This is a genomic window from Erwinia sp. PME.40.26/001 (assembly GCF_055556675.1).
This window is the reverse complement of sequence record NZ_JBVHNP010000002.1, coordinates 26,997-45,075: the sequence shown is the minus strand read 5'-3', so window position 1 is coordinate 45,075 and position 18,079 is coordinate 26,997. Positions and strand designations below refer to the sequence as shown.

Here is an 18,079-nt window from a genome sequence, read left to right as displayed (position 1 = left end):
GAAGGCCCGTTTTTATTTTACGACGCGAAGCGCCGGACGACCACCGCGCGGAGGCGGTTCATCGTCGGGGCCGTTATCGTCATCAGAACCTGCATCATCGGGACGATCGCCGTCGATCACCGACATGACCGTTTCTGGCGCATCATCATCCTGTGCAGTTGAAGCTTCAAACTCACCGGCTTCATCATACGCCGGTTCCGGTTCAAACATCGTCCCGGCACCGTTTTCCCGCGCATAAACCGCCAGTACCGCAGCCATAGGCACGGAGACCTGACGGGGAACGCCACCAAAACGGGCGCTGAAGCGAACGTCATCATTGCCCAACTCGAGATTGCCCACGGCACGCGGAGCAATGTTCAGAACGATCTGACCATCGCGGGCATACTCCAGGGGCACCATCACGCCGGGCAAGTTAATGTCGACGACCAGATGCGGCGTGAGATTGTTGTCAAGCAACCACTCATAGAAAGCGCGCAGCAGATAAGGACGACGTGCGGTAAGTTGGGACATTTCCATCGTAATCAGCCCCGCGTTTGCAGGCGCATTTCACGTTCCGCTTCCGTCAGAGAAGCCAGGAAGGAATCACGCTCGAAGACACGTGTCATATAGCCTTTCAGCTCTTTAGACCCGGCACCGACCAGTTCAATACCCATCTGTGGTAAACGCCACAGCAGCGGAGCCAGATAGCAGTCAACCAGGCTGAACTCTTCGCTCATAAAGAACGGCGTACGGGCGAACAGTGGCGCAATCGCCAGCAGCTCTTCACGCAGTTGCTTACGTGCAGCTTCAGCTTCCTGCGCGGTGCCATTTTCGACTTTACGCATCAGGCTGTACCAGTCCTGCTCAACACGGTGCATCATCAGGCGGCTTTCACCACGGGCAACCGGGTAAACCGGCATCAGCGGAGGATGCGGGAAACGTTCGTCCAGGTATTCCATGATGATGCGCGATTCATACAGCGTCAGCTCGCGATCAACGAGGGTGGGCACGGTACGGTATGGGTTGAGGTCGATCAGATCCTGCGGCAGGTTATCCGTTTCAACCTGCTCGATCTCGACACTAACACCCTTCTCAGCCAGTACAATGCGTACCTGGTGGCTGAAAATGTCAGTCGGACCAGAAAACAGCGTCATTACCGAACGTTTGTTGGCAGCGACAGCCATGTAAACCTCCAAGTTTATCGAGAAAATTACTGCGAATAGCCATCCACGTGGCGACTCATTATTGCCACCGGCCCGAAAATTAACCGCTCCCTGGTACACAGGATACACACGTTATTACCCGGCCAATGGGCACAAAGTGACACACAGTTTACCAGATTTTAGCCAGCTTGTGGGGGGTCGCACACGGAATTGCGGGGGAAAATGGTAAAGCGGTGTGTGTTTCGCGCTTTTTGCATCAGAAGAAAATAAAAAACCCGGCGCCAGGCACCGGGTTTTCCGATAATCGATCCTGCCTTGGCAGAAAAAATTAACGTTTGGAGAACTGAGGACGACGACGTGCTTTACGCAGACCGACTTTCTTACGTTCAACCTGACGAGCATCACGAGTAACGAAGCCTGCTTTACGCAGTTCGCCACGCAGTGACTCGTCGTACTCCATCAGAGCGCGTGTGATACCGTGACGGATCGCACCAGCCTGACCAGAGATACCACCACCTTTAACAGTGATGTACAGATCAAATTTACCGACCATGTCCAGAAGTTCCAGCGGCTGACGAACTACCATGCGGGCAGTTTCGCGACCGAAGTACTGTTCTAAAGAACGCTGGTTGATAACGATGTTACCGCTACCCGGCTTAATAAAGACGCGTGCGGAAGAGCTTTTGCGGCGACCAGTGCCGTAGTTTTGATTCTCAGCCATTGCCTGTAATCCCGATTAAATGTCAAGAACTTGCGGTTGCTGTGCCGCATGGTTGTGCTCGTTGCCCGCGTAAACTTTCAGTTTACGGTACATAGCACGGCCCAGCGGGCCCTTTGGCAGCATGCCTTTAACCGCGATTTCAATCACACGCTCAGGACGGCGAGCAATCATCTCTTCGAAGGTCGCTTGCTTGATACCACCGACGAAGCCGGTGTGATGGTAATAAATCTTGTCAGTACGCTTGTTACCCGTTACGGCAACTTTCTCAGCGTTCAGAACGATGATGTAATCACCTGTATCGACGTGCGGAGTGTATTCCGCTTTGTGCTTACCGCGCAGGCGACGAGCCAGTTCAGTCGCTAAACGACCTAAGGTTTTGCCTGTTGCGTCAACAACATACCAGTCACGTTGGACGGTTTCTGGCTTAGCTGTAAAAGTTTTCATCTAAAAGCTTACCCAAATTAAGTTACACGTTGGTGAAATCCCAAACGCTTGAATAAACGGTTGGAGCTCACACGACCATCTTGACCAGTAAGCCCACCCCTTCGGATAGAGTTACCGGAACACAAAGAGTTTTGGGAAAAAAACCTTTGTTGTAACGTGGGGTCGCAAGATTATAGAGAAGTCGCCCATAAAGATCGAACGTTTTCTGCGATAAAATTACTATCACGTTACAGTAATGCAAGCTTCAGGGTAAATGCGGCAGCCGCAGGTACTCTTCGCTCTGCATCTCCTGCAGGCGGGAGACGCAGCGCTGGTACTCAAACTTCAGCCGCGTACCCTGATAAATCTCATAAAGTGATGTTTCTGCCGAGACCACCAGCTTCACATGACGCTCGTAAAATTCATCCACCAGCGCCAGGAATCGCCGTGCCTGGTCTTCCGTCTTGTAAATCATCACCGGCACATCATACAGCAATACGCTGTGGAAACGGCGTGACAGTTCAATATAGTCGTGCTGACTGCGTCCTTCGCCGCACAGCGCGAGAAAATCCATCGCCAGCACGCCCTCTGCCATGCCCAGCGTCGGCAACTGACGATGATTAATCTCCAGCGGCTCGTGGTCTTCACGCGGTTTCCCGGCGAGGGCAATAAACATCCGCTCCATTTCTCTACTGGTTTCATCCCCCAGCGGAGTCATCCACAGGTGTGCGGAGGTCAGCGTACGCAGGCGATAATCTATCCCGGCGTCGACGTTCATAATTTCGCAGTGCTGCTTAATCATCTCAATGGCCGGGATAAAACGCGCCCGTTGCAGTCCGTTACGATAAAGATCGTCCGGTGGAATGTTCGAGGTTGCCACCAGCGTTATGCCCCGGCTGAACAGGGCTTCCATCAGCGTGCCCAGCAGCATGGCATCGGTGATATCCGAGACAAAAAATTCGTCGAAGCACAGCAGGTCGGTTTCGGCTTTAAAACGGTCAGCAACAATCTGCAGTGGATCGCTCTGCCCCTGCAATGCGGTCAGCTCCTGATGTACCCGCAGCATAAAACGGTGGAAGTGCAGACGCTGCTTGCGCTCACCAGGAATTGCCCGAAAAAACATGTCCATCAGCCAGGTCTTGCCGCGCCCGACGCCGCCCCACATATACAGCCCCTGCACTGGTATCTGAGCATCGTTTTTACTTTTGCCCAGCAGCTTATTAAGCCGGCTAAACAGCCCCCCGCCGGCAGGTGCCGCTGCGGCGCTGTCCCGGGTTAATGCCTGATATATCCCGTCTAAACGGGTGATGGCGGCACGCTGTACTTCATCGGCCTGATACTCGCCGTTTTCCAGCGCTTGCTGATAAAGCGCCAGAGGAGACATCGTTTGCATAATTTAGTCACATTCCCTGAAAAATGGCCTGACCCGCGGTCGATCGTCGAAAAAAAAGTCGTTCTACACTAAGCGAAGCTGCCGCAGGATTCCACTTCCGTGAGATTAGCGGTTATAGTGGCGGGTATGAGTTGGAAAGGTCCTACGGAACAACGAAGACAATATGGGAGTGATTATGACCTGGGAATATGCGCTTATTGGGTTAGTAGTTGGGATTATTATTGGCGCGGTCGCCATGCGTTTCGGTAACAGGAAACTGCGTGAGCAGCGCAGCCTGCAGTATGAGCTGGAAAAAAGTAAAGCCGAACTGGCCGATTACCGTGAAGAGCTGACCAACCATTTTGCCCACAGCGCAGAGCTGCTGGATAACATGGCACGTGACTATCGTCAGCTTTATCAGCATATGGCTAAAGGATCGAATGACCTGCTGCCAAACCTGCCGGGTGAAAAAAACCCGTTCGCTTATCAGCTAACCGAGTCCGAAGCGGATAACGATCAGGTGCCGGTACAGATGCCACGTGATTACCCGGACAGTGCATCTGGCCTGCTGCGCGGTGAGCGCGCCGCAAAGTAATGTGTGTCGGGGGCCGTGCCGTGCCCCCTGTTTTTACACTGTCATACCTGTTTGACTCAACATATTGCCTGTAATTTCGGTTCCCCCCTTCCCCTGATAGCGAGAGCTGAGTTCCGATGAAAAAGACATCATTTCTGTTAAGTGCATTAGCATTGAGTATTGGCGTCAATATGGCGGTGGTACCGGCAACCCAGGCAGCACTCCCCTCGCAGGTTCAGGGAGATCCTCTGCCAAGCCTGGCCCCCATGCTGGAAGCTGTGTTACCTGCGGTCGTCAGCGTGCATGTTGAGGGAACGGAAAGCGACAGTCAGCAGCAGCCCATCCCGGATCAGTTAAAGCGCTTCTTCGACCAGAATGGCCAGGACGGCGCACAGGGTGATGACAAATCCGAAGAGTTTGAAGGCCTGGCCTCAGGCGTCATCATTGATGCAGCAAAAGGCTATGTCTTAACCAATAACCACGTGGTGAGCGGGGCGGACAAAATCAGCGTCCAGCTGAGCGATGGCCGTGAGTTCGATGCCAAACTGGTTGGCCGCGATGAACAGACCGATATCGCCCTGATCCAGCTGAAGGACGCCACTCACCTCACTCAGGTCAAGATCGCTGACTCTGATAAGTTGAAAGTCGGGGATTTTGCCGTGGCCATCGGTAACCCATTTGGGCTGGGTCAGACCGCCACCTCCGGTATTGTCTCTGCCCTGGGGCGCAGCGGCCTGAATCTTGAAGGGCTGGAGAACTTTATTCAGACCGATGCCGCCATTAACCGCGGTAACTCCGGTGGTGCGCTGGTAAACCTCAACGGCGAACTGATTGGTCTGAACACCGCCATTCTGGCTTCGAGCGGCGGCAATATCGGTATCGGCTTTGCTATCCCGAGCAATATGGCGATGGGCCTGGCGCAGCAGCTGATCCAGTTTGGTGAGGTGAAACGCGGTCAGTTAGGCATTAAAGGCACTGAGATGACGGCCGATATGGCGAAAGCGTTTAATGTCGACGTGCAGCGCGGCGCTTTCGTCAATGAGGTACTGCCACAGTCGGCGGCGGCGAAAGCCGGGATCAAGGCCGGTGATATTATTACCAGCGTTAATGACAAAGCCGTCAACAACTTTGCTGAACTGCGGGTGAAAATTGGCACCACGCCACCGGGCCAGGAAGTGAAAATTGGCCTGATCCATGACGGTAAGCCGCAGACGGTCACTGTCAAACTGGATAACAGTACCCAGAGCAGTGCCAGCGCCGCCCTGCTGACCCCCGCCCTGCAGGGCGCGACCCTTAGTGATGGCGCAGCAAAAGACGGCACAAAAGGCGTGAAGGTCGACGAGGTTGCCAAATCAACCCCTGCCGCCCAGTTTGGCTTGCAAAAAGACGATGTGATTGTCGGCGTTAACCGCACGCCGGTGCAGAATCTGGCTGAACTGCGTAAACTGCTGGAAGCAAAACCTCCGCTGCTGGCGCTGAGCGTCATGCGCGGCGGCGAGAATATCTATCTGCTGTTGCCTTAACCCTTGCGCAGACACAGGCTACTGTGTCTGCGTAACTCATGCTATCCTGCCATTCGTCCATTCATTCACCGCCTAAGACCATGTTTCTTAAAATTTTGCGTTCAGTGATCCTTGGCCTGATTGTGGCTGGTCTTCTTCTCGTCGCCATACCTGGCCTCAGGCTGGGTAGCGACCTGCTGTCACATTCAACTGTCAGTACCAGCGAAGAGCCGGTCAGCTACAACACAGGCGTACGACGCGCAGCGCCTGCCGTGGTTTACGTGTACAACCGCAGCGCCAACGGTGCCAGTGACGTGCTGGGATCGGGCGTTATCATGGATCCCCGCGGCTATATCCTGACCAATAAACATGTGATTAACGATGCCAGCCAGATTATCGTCAACCTGCAGGATGGCCGTTATTTCGAAGCCATGCTGGTCGGGTCGGACTCTCTCACCGATTTGGCCGTGCTGAAAATCAATGCCACTAATCTGCCCGTTATCCCCATCAACCCGCAGCGTATTGCGCACGTTGGCGACCTGGTGATGGCGATTGGTAACCCGTATAACATCGGTCAGACGGTGACACAGGGCATCATTGGCGCCACCGGCCGCGTCGGCCTGAGCCCTTCCCGTCATCAGGATTTCCTGCAGACGGATGCCTCAATTAACCGGGGTAACTCAGGCGGAGCGCTGATCAACTCACTGGGTGAGCTGATGGGAATTAACACCCTGTCATTTGATAAAAGCAGCAATGGCGAAACCCCGGAAGGACTCGGCTTTGCCATACCGACTAAACTGGCGACCAAGGTGATGGAAAAGCTGATCCGCGACGGACGCGTGATCCGTGGCTACATTGGGATAACCGGTCAGGAGTTTCGGCGGTTTAGCGGGCAAAATAGCGGTATGGAACATCCCCAGGGCCAGGGGATCGTGGTCACCGTAGTGAAAGCAGGCGGGCCCGCCGATGCGGCCGGTATCCGGGTTAACGATGTGATTACGCGGGTGAATAACGTTCCGGCTATCTCGCCCATGGAAACCATGGACCAGGTGGCGGAGATCCGTCCGGGGACGGTGATTAATGTGGAAATCAGCCGTGAGGATAAAAAACTGACGCTACCCGTTACGGTGCAGGAGTATCCGGACGAGAATCCGGGACAGAGTCAATAATCCTTCGCGGTGACAAAGCAGATCCGGGAGCGGCAGTCCTGCATCAGGCGGCAGCTCCCGGTATAAAGCGATTACTTAACGAAGTCTTCGCCGAGGGTAATATCACTTTTCAGCGTAGCCAGCATGCCGTCAAGCGACTGCTTTTCAAACGCACTCAACTGGCCAATCGGACGACGCTCTTCAATACCGTTTTTGCCTAACAGTACCGGCTGTGAGAAGAAGCGTGCGTATTCGCCGTCCCCTTCCACATAAGCACAGACGACAACATTGCTTTCACCCTTCAGGGCGCGCACCAGTGACAGGCCAAAGACAGCCGCCGCCTGACCCATGGACAGCGTGGCAGAACCGCCACCGGCTTTTGCTTCCACCACTTCAGTACCGGCATTCTGGATACGTTTCGTCAGGTCAGCGGCTTCCTGCTCACTGAACGTTACGCCAGGGATCTGCGACAGCAGTGGCAGAATAGTGACGCCAGAGTGGCCACCGACCACCGGCACATTCAGGTCCTGAGGCTGCTTACCTTTCAGCGCTGCAACAAAGGTATTGGCGCGAATAATGTCCAACGTGGTCACGCCAAACAGTTTATTTTTATCGTAAACGCCCGCTTTTTTCAGCACTTCAGCTGCGATAGCAACGGTAGTATTCACCGGGTTGGTAATGATACCGATCAGCGCTTTCGGGCAGGTTGATGCCACCTGCTCAATCAGATTACGCACAATACCGGCATTAACATTGAAAAGATCTGAACGATCCATTCCGGGTTTACGGGCCACACCGGCAGAAATCAGCACGACGTCAGCGCCCTGCAATGCAGGGGTTGCATCTTCACCGCTGAAACCTTCAATGCTGACTGAGGTAGGGATATGGCTTAAATCCACCGCTACACCTGGGGTCACTGGGGCGATGTCGTACAGAGAGAGTTCTGAGCCAGCCGGAAGCTGAGTTTTAAGCAGGAGGGCAAGAGCCTGACCAATACCACCTGCTGCACCGAGGACTGCAACTTTCATCCTAAACTCCTTATTATATTTTGAATATTACATGTGCCGGGAAATCCATCTACATTTGCATTGTGATGCGGCGTTACATTACACCTTTAGCGCTGATGCGGACAACCTCATCATTATAACAAACTGTTCACATCGTGCGTATTTCAGCACAGTTTCAGCAAATTCTTTTCGGCACGAAAATTTGCTAAACTACCTGCCCGCCGGTAGCGATGCCCCCCTGAATCATTTCTTATTTGCATAAAAATTCATTTAACTGCATAATAATGTCATATCCCGCTGCGGATATCCTTTAATCACTCCCTTTTATCGGTAACCTATGCGTAACCCATCTAAGCAAGAAGAACTGATTAAGGCTTTCAAGGCCTTACTCAAGGAAGAAAAATTCAGCTCGCAGGGCGAGATTGTCAATGCGCTTCAGGAAGACGGCTTCGAGAATATTAATCAGTCGAAAGTCTCCCGAATGCTGACAAAGTTCGGTGCGGTTCGCACCCGCAATGCGAAAATGGAGATGGTTTACTGCCTGCCAGCGGAACTGGGCGTGCCGACCACAACCAGCCCCCTCAAAAATCTGGTACTGGATATCGACCATAATGAGGCGGTAGTAGTGATCCACACCAGCCCGGGAGCCGCACAGCTGATTGCCCGCCTGCTCGATTCACTGGGTAAAGCGGAAGGCATCCTCGGCACCATTGCCGGTGACGACACCATCTTTATTACCCCGGCACGCGCCTTCACGGTGAAGCAGCTGCACGATGCCGTGCTGGTTCTGTTCGAACAAGAGTTATAAGCCACAGACGCAGTTAACCTGCAGGCAATACCTGGTGTCGCGTCATTGTGCGAAAGGCCGTATCTCACCGGCCTTTTCTAATCCCCTACTAAAATCCTGAACAACGATATATTCCACTACCTTTTCCATTCTCAACCTGCCAGTAAGACCCTCTGGATTCATTTCAGCGATGTGATCGGCACCGACTAACAGCACAGATCGCTAATTTCACCCAGCCTGCTGTTTTTACAAGGTTTTAACAGTGAGTGGTTAAACTATACGCATTTTTTATAACGTCTGGTTATTAAAAACCACAAGGCGTAGGAAGAATCCCAACAAAACATTATTAGCATGCTATTAATTTTTTACGTTATTAGATCTATACTTGTTTTCGTGATGCAAATCACAGTATTCAAAAAGATAAAAACAGTTGACGAGGAAATTATCATGAACATTAAAACTATTATTGCCGCATTTGGCGTGTTATCTGCGCTGTCATTTGGTGCTTTTGCCGCTGAATCGGTTAACGCCGAACAGGCTAAAGACCTGCAGTCAATGGGCGTGATCAGCGTCAGTGGCGTTGCCGGTTCTCCCATGGACGTGCGTGAAGCACTGAATAATAAAGCCACAGAGAAAGGCGCAAGCGCTTACCGCGTTATCGAAAACTACGAGAACGGTAATTGGCACGCGACTGCCCTGCTGTACAAATAAGTCAGACAGTTTGCCTGCATCTGAATTAATTAATTAATCAATACGGTAACCCCAAGTATAACAAACGCTTTTTAGCCCTTTCGGTTACCGCGAAACCTACATTCTGGAGTCTTTATCATGAAAACCACATTTACTGTCGCTGCGTTAGGTCTTGCTTCTGTTCTCTCATTCGGTGCCGCTGCCGCAAACCTGGTAACCAATGATCAGGTTGCCAGCCAGAACCTGCAAGCGGTGGGTACCGTGAGCGTGAGCGGTATTGCCGGAACGCCAATGGATATCCGCCATCAGCTTTCTGAAAAAGCCGATCGTCAGGGTGCAACCTCTTATCGCATCATCGAAGCGCGTAACGGCGATAACTATCACGCCACTGCCCAGCTGTATAAATAACACCGTATCGGGTGCCTGAAACGCCCGGCCGTGACATGACTGCGGTCATGATATTGAATCCGCAGGTTGTTGGTCACAATGAGGAGATTAAAATGAAAATGAAAACAACCATCGCTGCATTGGGTCTGCTATCCGTCATCAGCGCTGGCGCATCTGCTGCACAGCTGGTGAACAGCCAGCAGGCTGAAAATCTGCAATCTGCGGGGACAATTACGTTAAGCGGCGTGGCGGGTACGCCATCTGATATCCGTCAGCAGCTGTCAGCGAAGGCTGATAGTGAAGGTGCTCACGCTTATCGCATTATTGAAGCGCGTAATCAGGACAGCTGGCACGCCACTGCCGAGCTCTATAAGTAATTCCTCGTCGACAGCCTGCCCCATCATGGGCAGGCCAGACGAACTTTTTGGCCCCGTTCGCCGGGGCCCTTTTTATTTCTGGTTATCGGACATTAAAGCGCAGCTGACCATCCAGCTCCTCTTCTGCCTCATCAAACAGCAGGATCAACGCACCGTAACGCCGCTTCTGACCACTACCCAGATGAATAAACTCTATTTCCAGTGGCAAAGGTATGCGTGGCTGAATAATGGCATCCCAAAGGCTGTCCAGGTCAGCGATCCCCCCAGCCGTCAGCCCGAATCGTTCGCTGAACTGACGGTAGAAATGGGCCTGATCGACAATTTCGTTAAAATCAAAACACTCTTTTCTCATACTGACTGCTCCGCAGGACACCTCGCCGTTCACCGGGCTAAAGCCCGCCAAGATGCAGGGCTTTCACTTCCATAAACTCGTCCAGTCCCAGCACCGACCCTTCACGTCCCAGCCCCGACTCTTTGACGCCGCCAAACGGGGCCAGCTCGGTAGAGACTGCGCACTCATTGATCCCCACCATACCGCTTTCCAGCGCGGCGGACACGCGGAATACCCGCTGCAAATCTCGGGTATAAAAATAGGCGGCCAGACCAAACTCGGTGTCGTTAGCGCGGCGGATCACCTCATCCTCTTCATCGAAACGGAAGCAGGCGGCTACCGGCCCGAAGGTCTCCTCCTGCGCCAGCTTCATACTTTCACTGGCTTCGGCTATCACGGTCGGCTGCCAGAAATTCCCGCCCAGCGCGTGCCGCGCACCGCCCGTCACCACCCTGCCGCCTTTTGCTACTGCGTCATTGACGTGCTCTTCCACTTTTTCCAGTGCAGACGTCTCTATTAGCGGACCGACGATCACCCCGTCGTCCATGCCATTCCCTACTTTCAGCTTGCCCACTTCAGCGGCGAGTTGGCTGACAAAACGGTCATATATGCTGTTGTGAATAAAGAAGCGGTTGACGCTGACGCATACCTGCCCGGCATTGCGGAACTTATTGGCGATGGCACCTTTAACGGCCGCATCAATATCTGCGTCATCGAAAACGATATAGGGAGCGTTGCCGCCCAGTTCCATGGACACTTTCTTCAGCGTGTCTGCCGCCTTTCTCATCAGCAGCTTGCCCACTTCCGTAGAACCGGTGAAGGAGATCTTGCGCACAATCGGGCTGGCCATGATCGCATCGCTGATGGCCTGCGTATCCCCCGCCACCGCATTCAGCACACCGTCTGGAACCCCCGCCTTTTTCGCCAGCGCCAGCAGGGCAAAGGCAGACAGCGGCGTGTTATTTGCGGGCTTAATAATACCGGTACAGCCTGCCGCCAGCGCCGGGCCAAGCTTACGGGTAAGCATGGCCATCGGGAAATTCCACGGGGTAATAGCCGCCACTACGCCAATGGGTTCACGGGTGGCAAAAATCCGGCTACCGGCCTTAGCCGGGGGAATAATTTCACCATTGGCCCGCTTTGCCTGCTCGGCAAACCACTGAATAAAGCTGGCGGCATACTCAACTTCACCCTCTGCCTCTTTCAGCGGCTTACCCTGTTCGGCGGTCATCAACTGACCCAGCCAGGCTTTATGCTCAATCATCAGCTGATACCAGCGGTACAAAATCTCTGTACGCTCTTTGGCCGTTTTAGCGCGCCAGGCGGGGAAAGCCGCCGCGGCGGCGGCGATAGCCTGCTCAGTTTCCGTTTTACCCGCTTTTGCCACCCGGGCAATGACATCACCCGTCGCCGGGTTTAAGACATCAAAGGTGCTGGCCGCCTGCTGCCAGACGCCGTCCACCAGAAAACCTGTCTGAAAAAGTTCGTTATCCTTAAGCGTTGAGAGGGCCATGACTCATCTCCTGATAGGGGTGTTATTTGCCTGAGAATAAGTATAGATGGCAAACGACGGTCGTTTTATGACGTAATGGCATGGGTGGCGGGAATGTAACGGCAAAAAATGCTGGCAGCGGGCGCTGCCAGCGGCTTATTCAGATCCGGATCAGCGTATTCTGATATTTTTTTAGCACTGCAGCCAGCCGAGCTACCGGCTCGGTGACACTGACAGGTGCCTCATACTGCACCAGCTTTTGCTGGTAAACCTCAAAATCAGCCAGCAGACGCTCGAAGTAATGCCGTTTTTTCCCCTCGCTCGTCGCCGAAATAACGCGATCAGCGGTATGGCGCATCTGTTTATGAAAGGCTGAAAGGTCTGAGTTGACCGGCACATCAGCATCCCGCATGCGCTGATGGGCGATAATCAGCGTCAGCGCCAGACGGTACTTATCGATATCGCTGGGAAAAATATTGAGCAGCATAAAGAGCTGCTGATAGAGCGCGGGCAGATGATTTTCTTTGCGTCGTGCGGAGTTGGTCGTTAGCGCAGACACCGCCGCATACATCAGACGATTCAGCAACGTTCTGCCAACCCGCTCCTTTGACGTATCGCGTATCAGCAGGATCACCAGCAGCGCCACAAAGCAGCCGATCGCCTGGCCGAGTGCGCTGTCGAGGAACAGGCTGACTTCAAATTTCATCGGATTATCCAGCGTCAGGATATTAATGGTTCCGACCAGCGCGCCCAGCGTCCCTATCTGACGCCGCTGGATGAGAATACCGCAGATAAAGGCGATCAGGCCCAGGGCAATACACAGCAATAGCATACTTTGCTGCGTACCAGGCATCACCACCATGTAATAGAGAGACCCCAGCGGGATGGCGACAATCATACCGTACAGGAAGTCCTTCGCCACCATCAGCGGATTCGGTGTACGCATAGCCAGAGAGGTGATCACAGCCAGCATCACCATCGCCCCGCTGCCGGATGTCCAGCCCGTCCACAGCCAGAACAGGGAGCCCACCGCGATAGCAACAAAGGTGCGTAGTCCGTTGACCAGGGCGTGACGGCTTTCCGCCGAGCGCATTTTTACCACCGGCTCCGCGTTCAGTATCTCTTCTTCCATACGGCTGATACTGCTGTTGGTGTGTACGCCTTTAAGCAACAGGAGGTAACGGCTGGCCGCGCCCACCCAGGAACGGATCGTCGTCGGCGTATTCTTGCTGCCGCTGGCGGCGATCACCCGACGCATCACCTTCATCCGCTGATGAATATCAGTGATATTTTCTACCGGTTTTTCGAAAAACAGATGAAACTGGCTGGGAACATACTCCTGGCGGGTGTTCTGGATCAGGAAGGTCTCGCACGCCTGGGTGATCAACGTCAGCGACAGCGTGTTCATCACCCGCAGACGCCGGTCAATTTTTTGCCAGCGTCCCGCCTCCATCATCAGATGATTACGCATGCCGTTCAGGGCGGTGGTACGGCGCACCAGACCTGCCCAGCATTTATCGACCTCATCCTTATCAGCATGAGCCACGCAGAGCTGCATCAGGCGGTACTGTTCCACCAGCAGGGCATCAATTTCACGGTCAATATCCTGCTTAATGGAACGCGGTGAAAACAGCATATCGGCCAGAATAGCGCAGACAATGCCGATGATAATTTCACTGCAACGCTCAACGGCAAACTGTGGGGCCAGCAGCAGCGACCCGTTAGCATCAACGCTGACCACGATAATCAGGGCTGTGTAACCCGCCAGTCCCAGGGCATAGGAGTTCTCCACCTTCATCAGCGAGGAGATCCACACGCAAACGCCCGCCCAGATGCAGCAGAGCAGCAGCATCACCACCGGTGCGCGAATAGTGGCTACCATGATCGCTACCGCGGCAATACAGCCAATAAAGGTACCGATAATACGGAGCATACCGCGATGACGCAGCGCACCGGAGAAGGGATCGCCTCCGGCGGCAAAAGCCGTCCCCCCGGCCACGATGGCGGCGGTCATCACCGCCCAGCGAGGGGTTTCCAGATTGAACTCAAATCCGACAATCAGCGCCAGCAGAATGGCAAAGGTCAGTTTGATGGGAAAGCGCAGACGATACCACTGCATAACCGGCCCCGCCTCAACCAAACTCGCGCAGACGATGCATCAGCTGCATCAGCGGTGAACGGTCTTTATCCTGGCGATCCCTGGCCCCGGTAACCACAACGGTCGCGGTGGTCCCTGACGGATAAAGGTTACCCGGCTGCTGGTCAAGATGAATACGCACCGGCACGCGCTGCGCCAGACGCACCCACTCCAGATTAGAGTCGATAGTGGCCATCCCTTTACTGTCAACGGTGCTGCTGCTGTTGGTCACGCCTGCAGCTACACTGTCGACCGACCCGTGCAGCACGTGGTTGCTGCCCAGGGGGGTAATCTCAACCCGGTAGCCCGGGCGGATGCCATCCAGCTTGGTCTCTTCCAGATAGGCCAGCACGTAAAACGAATTCTGTTTCACCAGCGCCACGGAGGTCGACCCTCGGGTAATAAACTCACCGGTATAAACATTCAGGTTAGTTATCCAGCCCGCAGACGGGGCTTTAACGACCGTACGCTCCAGGTCCAGCTTCGCCAGGTCACGCGTGGCCACCGCTTTCGCCAGCTGATGCTCTGTCGTCTGATAGTCATTATTGGCCTGGTCAATCGCCTCGCGCGACATGGCTGAGACGCCCAGCTTATTACGGCGAGATGCTTCACGACGCTTTTCACCCAGCACAGCCTGATAATAGGCCACGTCGGCCTCCGCCTCTTCCAGGGTTTTCTGGTAGCGCGGCTGGTCAATGGTGAACAGTACCTGGTCTTTCTGCACCAGCTGATTGTCATGGACGCGGACATCGGTAATCAGGCCGCTGACATCAGGGGCAATCGCCACCACATCGGCCGTAAATTTAGCGTCACGTGTCCAGGGGGATTCGGTGTAAAACACCCACACGCGGAAAATCAGGACAACGGCGATGATCACCAGCAGCAGGGTAATGGCGAAACGGGAGATTTTTCTTGTTAGAGCTTTCACGATGACCTCAGACGAACAATCGGGATACCAGATAAAACAGGCAGCAGTACAATGCTGTATTAAACAGTGCCGGGTGCCAGACAAGATCGTAAATCCCGGTTGGGGTAATAAGACGTCGCACCAGCCAGAACACCATCAGTGACACTATAATTTCAAAAAAAATGGGGGGGAATGACATCCCGAACACCACAACAACGGGTAGCACACTCATCTCTTATCCTTATAAATACCTGACCAGGCCACCCGCACTCACCGCTCACGCCTCTCCCGTTAACCACGCGGAAAGGTATGCAGGTTTATGATGTTTCATCGACAAGTCGACTGAAGAGACGCATCAGCACCGAAGCTCATTGAATAATAGCCTGTTCAGTGAGCCCGCATTTAAAGGGAATGGGGTGAGGGAACGATAACCCGACGATGCTATAGTAACGCGGCTGACTATAAGTTATCTACCAAATGTGATCTAAATCACTTTTAAGCCAGAGTTAATAATGGAAAGATTAAAGGGCATGACCGTTTTCGCCAAAGTGGTTGAGTTGGGTTCGTTTACGGCAGCGGCACAGCATATGCAGTTGAGCGTATCGGCCGTCAGCCAGATTGTGGCCCGACTGGAAAATGAGCTGCAGGTGAAACTGCTTAATCGCAGTACGCGCAGCCTGGGGCTGACCGAGGCCGGGAAGATCTACTTCCAGGGCTGTCGGCGCATGATGTCCGAAGCGCAGCAGGTACATGAACAGCTGTGGGCCTTTAATAATACGCCCATCGGTACGTTGCGCATCGGCAGCTCGTCGACGATGTCGCAAAACCTGCTGGCCCCGATGACCGAAGAGATGCTGAAAGAGTACCCCGGACTGACGGTCAATCTGGTGACCGGCATCCCGGCACCTGACCTGATTGCCGACGGGCTTGATCTGGTGATCCGCGTCGGTGCGCTTCAGGACTCCAGCCTTTTTTCGAAACGCTTAGGCTCTATGCCGATGGTGGTCTGTGCAGCAAAAAGCTACCTCGCTCAGTTCGGCACGCCTGAGAAGCCCTCGGATATCAGTAACTATTCCTGGCTGCAGTACAGCGTCCGCCCGGATAACGACTTTGAGCTGACCTCACCGGAAGGAACCTCGATCCGCCTTTCACCTCAGGGCCGTTTTGCCACCAATGATTCTCAGACGCTGATCCGCTGGCTGAAGTCCGGCACCGGCATCGCCTATGTGCCGCTGATGTGGATTATTGATGAAATTAACGCAGGGCGGGTAGAGATCCTGTTTGCCCATTATCAGTCGGTGCCGCGCCCGGTGTACGCTGTATATACGCAAAAGGATAAGCTGCCGCTCAAGGTGCAGGTGTGTATCAACTATCTGACGGACTATTTCGATAAGGTGGCGGAGATTTACCAGGAATTTCGTAAATAAGCTGCCGGGGCGACCGAAAAAAAGATCGCCCGCTGCGCTGAATTCAGTGGCAGGGGCAGACCTTTTTCCGCTCCGCCCGGGATTAAGCGGTGCCGCCTACGGTCAGTTTATCCAGCTTCAGGGTTGGCTGGCCGACGCCAACCGGCAGGCTTTGGCCCTCTTTACCGCAGACGCCGACGCCTTTATCCAGCGCCAGATCGTTACCCACCATCGATATCTGTTGCATCGCCTCAATGCCGGAGCCGATAAGCGTTGCGCCTTTCACCGGCTTCGTCACCTTACCGTTTTCAATCAGATAGGCCTCTGAGGTGGAGAAAACGAACTTACCTGAGGTGATATCCACCTGTCCGCCGCCGAAGTTTGGCGCATACAGGCCGTACTCGACGCTTTCAATAATGTCCTGTGGGGTGGATTTTCCTGCCAGCATATAGGTGTTGGTCATGCGGGGCATCGGCAGATGCGCGTAAGACTCACGGCGACCGTTACCGGTCGGTGCCACACCCATCAGGCGGGCATTGAGCTTATCCTGCATGTAACCTTTCAGGATCCCGTTCTCAATCAGGACATTGTACTGACCCGGTACGCCTTCATCATCCACGGCCAGCGATCCACGCAGGCCATCAATGGTGCCATCATCCACCACGGTGCACAGCTCGGAAGCCACCAGCTGGCCCATCTGACCGCTAAAGACTGACGTTCCCCGACGGTTAAAATCGCCTTCCAGTCCGTGACCGACCGCTTCATGCAGCAGCACGCCAGGCCAGCCCGCGCCCAGCACAACCGGAATGGTGCCCGCCGGAGCGGCGATTGCATTCAGATTCACCAGCGCCATGCGCACCGCTTCACGCGCCCAGGCATCGGCCCGCACTTCACCGTCTTCATTGGCCAGGAAGAATTCGTAACCAAAGCGCCCGCCGCCACCGCTGGCACCGCGCTCACGCTTACCGTTATCTTCCACCTGTACGCTGACCGAAAGGCGCACCAGCGGACGCACATCGGCGGCCAGAGTGCCATCAGTAGCGGCAACCAGAATCAGCTCATACACGCCGGTCAGGCTGGCAGACACTTCCTGCACGCGTTTATCAGCGGCGCGAGCCGCGCTGTCGACGCGGTGCAGGAGCGCGATTTTCTCTTCCCGTGACAGACTCTGCAGGGGATCGAGTGCCGGGTACAACGACCGGTTGATGACCGCACCCAGCGTCCGCGACTGGCCGTTGCCCTGCTCACGCACGATGCTGCGGGCAGCCGTTGCGCTCTGATGCAGCGCATTCAGCGTGATCTGGTCGGCATAGGCAAAGCCGGTCTTTTCGCCGCTGACGGCACGCACGCCTACGCCCTGATCGATATTGTAGGAGCCGTCTTTAATAATGCGATCTTCCAGTACCCAGGATTCATGGTAGCTGGACTGAAAATAAAGGTCGGCATAGTCCAGCTTGCGCTCGGAAAGCTGGCCGAGGATGGAAAAAAGGTCGCTTTGACTAATATTGTTAGCAGTTAGTAACTGCTCACTTACCAGATTCAGACTCATGAATTCTCACTCTGTGTGGGTACTTTCACCATCAATCATACCCGATAGATTTCAGGGTGCAGGACGGCGGCGACCGGTCGCTTACCGTAGTAAGTGACCGGGGAGTAAAGAGCAGCCGACGCGCCAG

Annotated in this window: 20 protein-coding genes; 8 read left to right on the top strand and 12 right to left on the bottom strand. The window is 54.2% G+C overall.

What is annotated here, in order from left to right:
- Positions 1–12: 12 nt before the first annotated feature.
- The 5 genes from sspB to zapE all read right to left on the bottom strand — a co-directional run bounded on the left by sspB (position 13) and on the right by zapE (position 3,679).
- Positions 13–516: a ClpXP protease specificity-enhancing factor gene (gene sspB, locus ACZ3HG_RS07740; protein ID WP_191934999.1), complete on the bottom strand. Its 504-nt coding sequence runs from the start codon at positions 514–516 to the stop codon at positions 13–15.
- 5 nt (positions 517–521) lie between these two features.
- Positions 522–1,163 (bottom strand): stringent starvation protein SspA, encoded by a 642-nt coding sequence (sspA, locus tag ACZ3HG_RS07735; protein WP_191934998.1) that lies wholly within the window; start codon positions 1,161–1,163, stop codon positions 522–524.
- Between the two features lie 307 nt (positions 1,164–1,470).
- On the bottom strand, positions 1,471–1,863 hold the full coding sequence (gene rpsI, locus ACZ3HG_RS07730) for a 30S ribosomal protein S9 (protein WP_004168023.1): 393 nt from the start codon (positions 1,861–1,863) through the stop codon (positions 1,471–1,473).
- 15 nt (positions 1,864–1,878) lie between these two features.
- Entirely contained in the window at positions 1,879–2,307 is a 429-nt protein-coding gene (gene rplM, locus ACZ3HG_RS07725) for a 50S ribosomal protein L13 (RefSeq protein WP_056231094.1), read from the bottom strand.
- A 244-nt stretch (positions 2,308–2,551) separates the two neighbouring features.
- The gene (gene zapE / locus ACZ3HG_RS07720) at positions 2,552–3,679 is read right to left on the bottom strand and encodes a cell division protein ZapE (protein WP_465332632.1); all 1,128 of its coding nucleotides are present in this window, start codon (positions 3,677–3,679) and stop codon (positions 2,552–2,554) included.
- 175 nt (positions 3,680–3,854) lie between these two features.
- Between zapE and zapG the strand changes: the two genes are divergently transcribed.
- The 3 genes from zapG to degS all read left to right on the top strand — a co-directional run bounded on the left by zapG (position 3,855) and on the right by degS (position 6,903).
- Positions 3,855–4,253 (top strand): Z-ring associated protein ZapG, encoded by a 399-nt coding sequence (gene zapG / locus ACZ3HG_RS07715; protein ID WP_191934996.1) that lies wholly within the window; start codon positions 3,855–3,857, stop codon positions 4,251–4,253.
- A gap of 116 nt (positions 4,254–4,369) precedes the next feature.
- The gene (gene degQ / locus ACZ3HG_RS07710; RefSeq protein ID WP_191937060.1) at positions 4,370–5,755 is read left to right on the top strand and encodes a serine endoprotease DegQ; all 1,386 of its coding nucleotides are present in this window, start codon (positions 4,370–4,372) and stop codon (positions 5,753–5,755) included.
- A gap of 80 nt (positions 5,756–5,835) precedes the next feature.
- Positions 5,836–6,903 (top strand): outer membrane-stress sensor serine endopeptidase DegS, encoded by a 1,068-nt coding sequence (degS, locus tag ACZ3HG_RS07705; RefSeq protein WP_191934994.1) that lies wholly within the window; start codon positions 5,836–5,838, stop codon positions 6,901–6,903.
- A gap of 71 nt (positions 6,904–6,974) precedes the next feature.
- Here degS and mdh read toward each other — a convergent pair whose 3' ends face one another.
- Complete coding sequence (mdh, locus tag ACZ3HG_RS07700) at positions 6,975–7,910, bottom strand: malate dehydrogenase (RefSeq protein WP_191934993.1); 936 nt, start codon at positions 7,908–7,910, stop codon at positions 6,975–6,977.
- Between the two features lie 316 nt (positions 7,911–8,226).
- On the opposite strand from mdh, the gene argR reads away from it, so the two are divergent.
- From argR to yhcN (ACZ3HG_RS07680), 4 genes are all read left to right on the top strand, one after another.
- The gene (argR, locus tag ACZ3HG_RS07695; RefSeq protein ID WP_465332631.1) at positions 8,227–8,697 is read left to right on the top strand and encodes a transcriptional regulator ArgR; all 471 of its coding nucleotides are present in this window, start codon (positions 8,227–8,229) and stop codon (positions 8,695–8,697) included.
- A gap of 426 nt (positions 8,698–9,123) precedes the next feature.
- A complete protein-coding gene (gene yhcN, locus ACZ3HG_RS07690) occupies positions 9,124–9,387 on the top strand; it encodes a peroxide/acid stress response protein YhcN (protein ID WP_191934991.1) in 264 nt (87 codons plus the stop codon).
- 117 nt (positions 9,388–9,504) lie between these two features.
- Entirely contained in the window at positions 9,505–9,774 is a 270-nt protein-coding gene (gene yhcN / locus ACZ3HG_RS07685) for a peroxide/acid stress response protein YhcN (RefSeq protein WP_191934990.1), read from the top strand.
- Positions 9,775–9,866: 92 nt separating this feature from the next.
- Positions 9,867–10,130, top strand: coding sequence for a peroxide/acid stress response protein YhcN (gene yhcN / locus ACZ3HG_RS07680; RefSeq protein ID WP_191934989.1), 264 nt, complete (start codon positions 9,867–9,869; stop codon positions 10,128–10,130).
- 82 nt (positions 10,131–10,212) lie between these two features.
- On the opposite strand, the gene ACZ3HG_RS07675 is transcribed toward yhcN (ACZ3HG_RS07680), so the two are convergent.
- The 5 genes from ACZ3HG_RS07675 to aaeX all read right to left on the bottom strand — a co-directional run bounded on the left by ACZ3HG_RS07675 (position 10,213) and on the right by aaeX (position 15,229).
- A complete protein-coding gene (locus ACZ3HG_RS07675; RefSeq protein WP_191934988.1) occupies positions 10,213–10,482 on the bottom strand; it encodes a barstar family protein in 270 nt (89 codons plus the stop codon).
- Positions 10,483–10,519: 37 nt separating this feature from the next.
- Positions 10,520–11,974 (bottom strand): NAD-dependent succinate-semialdehyde dehydrogenase, encoded by a 1,455-nt coding sequence (locus ACZ3HG_RS07670; RefSeq protein ID WP_465332630.1) that lies wholly within the window; start codon positions 11,972–11,974, stop codon positions 10,520–10,522.
- Between the two features lie 139 nt (positions 11,975–12,113).
- Entirely contained in the window at positions 12,114–14,072 is a 1,959-nt protein-coding gene (gene aaeB, locus ACZ3HG_RS07665; RefSeq protein WP_465332629.1) for a p-hydroxybenzoic acid efflux pump subunit AaeB, read from the bottom strand.
- A 13-nt stretch (positions 14,073–14,085) separates the two neighbouring features.
- Positions 14,086–15,018 (bottom strand): p-hydroxybenzoic acid efflux pump subunit AaeA, encoded by a 933-nt coding sequence (aaeA, locus tag ACZ3HG_RS07660; protein ID WP_191934985.1) that lies wholly within the window; start codon positions 15,016–15,018, stop codon positions 14,086–14,088.
- Between the two features lie 7 nt (positions 15,019–15,025).
- On the bottom strand, positions 15,026–15,229 hold the full coding sequence (gene aaeX / locus ACZ3HG_RS07655; RefSeq protein WP_062744506.1) for a p-hydroxybenzoic acid efflux pump operon protein AaeX: 204 nt from the start codon (positions 15,227–15,229) through the stop codon (positions 15,026–15,028).
- A 280-nt stretch (positions 15,230–15,509) separates the two neighbouring features.
- Here aaeX and aaeR point away from each other — a divergent pair, with 280 nt between their 5' ends.
- Positions 15,510–16,424 (top strand): HTH-type transcriptional activator AaeR, encoded by a 915-nt coding sequence (aaeR, locus tag ACZ3HG_RS07650; RefSeq protein ID WP_191934984.1) that lies wholly within the window; start codon positions 15,510–15,512, stop codon positions 16,422–16,424.
- 82 nt (positions 16,425–16,506) lie between these two features.
- Here the strand turns inward: aaeR and tldD are convergent, their stop codons facing one another.
- Positions 16,507–17,952: a metalloprotease TldD gene (gene tldD / locus ACZ3HG_RS07645; RefSeq protein ID WP_191937057.1), complete on the bottom strand. Its 1,446-nt coding sequence runs from the start codon at positions 17,950–17,952 to the stop codon at positions 16,507–16,509.
- Between the last annotated feature and the right edge of the window lie 127 nt (positions 17,953–18,079).